The organism is Pseudomonas sp. NY15181 (assembly GCF_048068055.1).
Classification (GTDB): domain Bacteria; phylum Pseudomonadota; class Gammaproteobacteria; order Pseudomonadales; family Pseudomonadaceae; genus Pseudomonas.
In genome coordinates, this window is sequence record NZ_JBLUPT010000005.1 from 342,937 (window position 1) to 348,999 (window position 6,063).

At 63.1% G+C, this 6,063-nt stretch carries 2 protein-coding genes and 3 tRNA genes; 4 read left to right on the forward strand and 1 reads right to left on the reverse strand.

Annotation, left to right across the window (positions count from 1 at the left end; translation table 11 throughout):
- Positions 1-8 precede the first annotated feature (8 nt).
- A complete protein-coding gene (locus ACNFBT_RS15300) occupies positions 9-2,309 on the reverse strand; it encodes a DUF1631 domain-containing protein (RefSeq protein WP_416750648.1) in 2,301 nt (766 codons plus the stop codon).
- 214 nt (positions 2,310-2,523) lie between these two features.
- Here ACNFBT_RS15300 and ACNFBT_RS15305 point away from each other — a divergent pair.
- The 4 genes from ACNFBT_RS15305 to ACNFBT_RS15320 form a co-directional block, all read left to right on the forward strand.
- Positions 2,524-2,599, forward strand: a tRNA-Asn gene (locus tag ACNFBT_RS15305).
- Between the two features lie 9 nt (positions 2,600-2,608).
- Positions 2,609-2,685 (forward strand) — tRNA-Pro (locus ACNFBT_RS15310).
- A 6-nt stretch (positions 2,686-2,691) separates the two neighbouring features.
- Positions 2,692-2,767 (forward strand) — tRNA-Lys (locus ACNFBT_RS15315).
- A 446-nt stretch (positions 2,768-3,213) separates the two neighbouring features.
- Positions 3,214-6,063: Ig-like domain-containing protein (locus ACNFBT_RS15320; RefSeq protein WP_416750650.1), on the forward strand; the 2,850-nt coding region annotated here is incomplete at its 3' end.

The following is a 6,063-nucleotide window of genomic DNA, read 5'->3' on the forward strand; positions in this document are numbered from 1 at the left end:
AGTGCTCCTCAGTTCTGAGCCGGGGGGCGCCCGGTGATGCGTTGCAGGAACCGGTAGATGGTATTCAGCGCGCGATCCATCAGGGGAATGGTGTAGTCGGCGGGGGCCAGGCGAACCTTGCCGTCCTCCATGTCCCGTGCCAACTGCACCAAGGGTTTGACGGCCACACGCTGGCCGGTGTGATCGACGAACATATAGTTGCGGGTGGTCGGGCTGAACCACGACAGCTTGAGCCGTCGTGCCGGCGTGACATCGTTGAATTCGAACCAGGTGCCGAACTCCACCTGTGCCAATTCCTTGATCAGCCCGCGTGCGCGTTCGGACAGGGGCTCGCCGGTGTTGCGGTCGATGTGTTGGCCTTCCGCGCCGAGCATGACGCCCAGCGGGCTTTCGGGCAGATCCTGCCTGAACTGGGCCGCGACCTGCGGCTGCTGGGCCTGGATAGCGTGCTGGCAGGCGACCAGGTCCTGGAGCACGCGGCGGATGCCATCCTCATGGTAGCCGCCGAGCAGCTCCAGCCCCTTGCGCAGCTCGTTCAGCAGACCGAGGCGCAGTGCCTGCAGATGCTCGCGTCCTGTCTCATCCAGCGGGGTGACGCTCCAGGCCAGTTGCTCGCCCACTTCGCAGGCACGCTTCCACTCGTCGCTGTGCTCGCCTGCACGCAGTGAAATGAAGGTCAGCGCATCACACCAGCTCAGTTCCAGGAAATTGCGCACCAGCGGTGGCAGGTCGCGGCCCCCGGTGATCGCGGCAATGGCCTCCTGGGCCTGTTCACGGGCGGCCAGCAGACGGTCCCGGCCGCGTGCCGCTTCCATGGCGCGGCGCTCGCGCAGCTCCACCTTCTGTCGCAGGTTGGCGACAAACTCATTGAACTCGCCAAGCAGCGCGTCGAACAGGCCGAGGTCGCCGACGAAGTCCTGGATCACCCGCTCCACCACCCAGTGCATCTTCGCCAGCAGGCTGCGTTCCTCATCCTCGCCGCCATAGATCACGCCGGCCTGGGCCATGGCGTTGAGCAGCTTGCGCGCCGGATGGTGATGCTGGGTGAACAGCTGCTTGTCCTCCAGGGCGACCTTCAGATAGGGCGTGTGCAGATGGGAGAGGGTGGTCTTGCAGCTGTCGGGCAGGTTCTCGTCATCGAGGATGAAGTCGAAGACCATGCCCACCAGATCGATGACGTCGGCTTCCTGGTCGGTCAGGCGGGTATTGCCAGGCTGCCTGGCGCCGGCTTCCAGCTCGCGCTGCAGGTCGGCCTTCAGGGCCTCGACCGGTTGTGGCTGGCGCAGGCGCTGCGCCAGCTCCTGGGCCGACTCGCGCTGCAGACGGTTCAGTGCCTCGAGCAGTTCGCTGGCGCTGTAGGTGGTGGTGGCGGCCTCGGCGGAGGGGCCGAAGCTGACGATGCTATGGCTGTTGCCGAACAGAGTGGCCTTGTCGCCGCGCCGGCGGAACTCGGCCAGCAGGACCGCCAGCCCACCGAACAGCGCGTTGCGATCGCTGGGCGGGAGGTCCGGCAGGTCACTGACGTTGTAATGGTGGGGCTGCAAGGGCGGTGTGCTGTCGGGTGCGGCGCTGCTCGGCTTGGGCGCGGCCGGGCGGGGTGCCGGGGCGGGGCGCTTATCGGGCGCCCGGTACTTCAGGTTCGGCAGGATGCCGGCGTCGATCAGGCGCTGGTTGAGCTGATCGTAGAGCGGTGCCAGGTGCTGCATCACCTGCTGATCGAACAGTACATAAAGGATGGTTTTGACGCGCAGGGGGAAGGCAGCTTGCGCGAGGGTATCGCCATAGGCCCGGGCGATGGCCTGGGGACCGAAGGGGTTGCGGTCTTCGCCTATCCTGCTGCCGTTGTTGAGCAGCGCCAGTCGATGCCCGAGCGTGAACAGTGACTGGGCGCACTGCGCCTTCACCTGGTTGACCATATTGATGATGAGCAGGGTCTCTTCATACTCGTCGTGCTCGATCAGCGTCAGCCGATCCGCATCCAGCTCGTCATAAGGGTCGTCGGCCGGCAGCGTGCCTTCGAGGAAGTCGTTCAGCCCCTGGGCGATGCGCTGGTGGTAGAAGCGCTCCAGTGCCGGCCGTTCTTTGCGGACCTGCCGCATGGCGTCGAAGAACAGGGCTTGCACCTGATTGTTCTCGGCCTTCTCGGCGCATTCGAACAGCGTGTCGTCGACCTGGGCAAAGACGTTGCCGAGCAACTCGGCCAGACGGTTCATCGCCATTTGCCGGCAGGCTTGCATCAGCTCACCGAAGCGCGGCTGGATGACGCGACTGGCAATCGATGAGGGCGGAGGGGTGTCCTTGGTGCTCATGCTCTTCCTGTCCGTGACCGGCCCGTTAAACCTGCGGTGATCACATCGGTCATTCATGCAGATATAGCAATCCGCCTGCTCCCCTGCAAAGAAGAGAAAAACTTTTTGGATCAGAGTGTTGACAGGCGTTTCGATATACGTAAAATGGCGCGCCTCTGATACGGGATTCCGGTGAAGCCGGAAAATTAGTAGAAGAGATTGGAAGGCTCGTCGTTCCGCGATAGCTCAGTCGGTAGAGCAAATGACTGTTAATCATTGGGTCCCTGGTTCGAGTCCAGGTCGCGGAGCCAACTTCCAAGCGGGGTATAGCGCAGTCCGGTAGCGCGCCTGCTTTGGGAGCAGGATGTCGGGAGTTCGAATCTCTCTACCCCGACCAAAATTTGGGTCGTTAGCTCAGTCGGTAGAGCAGTTGGCTTTTAACCAATTGGTCGTAGGTTCGAATCCTACACGACCCACCATATTCAAGGCTTCTGTAGTAACGGATGCCAGGAGCGGACCCAAAGCCGCTTCATCGAAAAGCCCACCTTCATAGGTGGGCTTTTTTGTTTTTGCTCGCGGCGGTCGTTATTTCGCCATCACGCCAATGCCTTCGTGAACACTCGACTGATCAGGAGCCCTTCCCGGCAGGGGCTCGAATGGAAGGGGCGCCGGTGTGTGATAGTGCACAAGGTTGATCCTTCGCTCGCCATTGCAGTCATCTCTGCTGCACCAAGTTGAGGCTTCCGGCATGATCGCGAGCTCGTATCGGTCCGGGCTCCCGCTTTGTCGAGCCCTATTTCACAGGCACCTGACAGCGCTGATCAGAAAACTCAGCTGCCTTGTCAGAGTGTTCTGATCTTCTGGCTTGTGGCGGAAAATTAAGCTTCTCACCTCGAAAACGTGTCCCTCCCGAGGTGGGTTTGAAATGGCAATTGAAACGATCGGTCTCGTAGCCGTCACCGAGAATGCAGCCAAGAAGGTTGCGGTCAAGGCAGGCGGAAAGATCAAAGCACAAGCAGGTACCAAGTACCTTCTTCAAGTAGAAAACAGTGACGTCGCGCCGGAAAACGTAACCGTCAAGCGCGTCGGCAAGGACCTGCTGGTCCAGTTCGAGGGCAGTGAAAAGCCCGACCTGACCATCGAGGACTTCTTCGCCGAAGGCATGGACGGCCAGTTGTATGGCGTGGCCGAAGACGGTCAGCTCTACGCGTACGTGCGCACCGATGGTGAGGGCTTCGGTGGCTCGCTGCTGCTCGCCGACGGCGATACCGCGCCCATCGCATTGGGTGGCGACTCCCTGGGTGATGGTGCCGCGTATCTGGCGTCCACCTTCGATGATGCCGCAGGCTTCGTCCTGTGGCCCTGGCTGCTTGGCCTGGCTGGCGTAGGCGCCGCGGCGGCCGCCATCATCCATCACAATAAGGATGGTGGTGGTCACCACACCGCGACCAGCCCCGCTCCCACCAACGCCAAGATCATGGACGCTGTCGGTCCGATCCAGGGCGAACTGCACAACGGCGACATCACCGATGATTCGCACCCGGCCATTTCCGGCAATGGGGTGCCCGGCGCGACCATCCACATCATCGACAACGGCCAGGAAATTGGCTCCACCACCGTGGCGCCGGATGGCACCTGGTCCTTCACGCCCGAGTTGGCCGATGGCCCGCACGCCTTCGACATCACCCAGGTCGTTCCCGGCCAGAATCCCAGCGACAAGGTCCATGTCATCGACATCGTCGTCGACACTGTCGCCCCCGCAGCACCTAACGCCTGGCTCGACCCGGCCTCCGACAGCGGCACCAAGGGTGACGGCATCACCAATGACACCAAGCCCACCATCGACGGCAAGACCGAGCCGCGCGCCGATGTGACCGTCACCTTCCCGACCGGCGAGACCATCCACACCAAGGCCGACGAGAACGGCAACTGGTCGGTGACCCCGACCCAGCCGCTGCCCGAGGGCAAGAACGACATCACCGTCATCGCCACCGATCCGGCGGGCAACCAGAGCCAGCCGACCATCCTGCCGGTGGTGATCGACACCACGCCCCCGTCTGCTGACTCCTGGCTCGATCCGGCCTCCGACAGTGGCACCAAGGGTGACGGCATCACCAATGACACCAAGCCCACCATCGACGGCAAGACCGAGCCGCGCGCCGATGTGATCGTCACCTTCCCGACTGGCGAGACCATCCACACCAAGGCCGACGAGAACGGCAACTGGTCGGTGACCCCGACCCAGCCGCTGCCCGAGGGCAAGAACGACATCACCATCATCGCCACCGATCCGGCAGGCAACCAGAGCCAGCCGGTCGTTCTGCCGATCGTGATCGACACCACCCCCCCGCCTGCTGATGCCTGGCTGGACCCGGCTTCCGACAGCGGCACCAAGGGCGACGGCATCACCAACGACACCACCCCGACCATCGACGGCAAGACCGAGCCGAATTCCACCGTGGAAGTTACCTTCCCGACCGGTGAGATTGTCACGACCACCGCTGACGCGAACGGCGACTGGTCAGTGACCCCGACCCAGCCGCTGCCCGAGGGCAAGAACGACATCAGCGTCGTCGTCACCGATCCGGCGGGTAATCAGAGCGAGCCGAACGTCCTGCCGATCGAGATCGACAGCATCGCGCCGACCGCCCCGACCATCGACAAGATCGTCGACAACGACGATCCCGCGCACCTGATTGACGTACCGAAGGACGGTTCGACCAACGACACCACCCCGGTGATTTCCGGTGGCGGCGCCGAGCCGGGCGACATCATTCACGTGATCGACAATGGCACCGAGATCGGCACCGCCGTGGTCGATTCCGAGGGCAACTGGTCGTTCGAAGTCCCGGCCGACAAGGCCCTGGACGAAGGCGAGCACGACTTCACCGTGATCGCGGAAGACCCGGCCGGCAACCAGAGCGAGCCGTCGCAGCCGTACCCGATCCACATCGACACCACCGCCCCGGCCGCGCCGACCATCAATGATGTGATCAACGACCTTGATCCGGCTCACCCGATCCATATCGATCCGAACTCCCCGACTAACGACAACACTCCGGTTATCTCCGGCGGTGACGCCGAACCGGGCGACATCATTCACGTGATCGACAATGGCACCGAGATTGGCACCACCGTGGTCGATCCTGAGGGCAACTGGTCGTTCACGCCGGATACCCCGATGGAAGATGGTCCGCACGACATCACCGTGATCGCGGAAGATCCGGCCGGTAACCAGAGTGAGCCGTCGCAGCCGTACCCGATCGTGATCGATACCACCGCGCCGACCGCCCCGACCATCGACAGCATCGTCGACAACGACGATCCGGCGCACCTGATCGACGTACCGAAGGACGGTTCGACCAACGACACCACCCCGGTGATTTCTGGTGGCGGCGCCGAGCCGGGCGACATCATTCACGTGATCGACAACGGCACCGAGATTGGCACCACCGTGGTCGATCCCGAGGGCAACTGGTCGTTCGAAGTCCCTGCCGACAAGGCCCTGGACGAAGGCGAGCACGACTTCACCGTGATCGCGGAAGACCCGGCCGGCAACCAGAGCGAACCGTCGCAGCCGTACCCGATCCACATCGACACCACCGCCCCGGATGCCCCGAGCATCACCGGAGTCGTCGACAACGACGATCCCGCGCACTTGGTTGACGTACCGAAGGACGGTTCGACCAACGACACCACTCCGGTCATCAACGGTGGCGGCGCCGAGAAGGGCGACATCATCCACGTGTTCGACGGCGAGACCGAACTGGGCTCC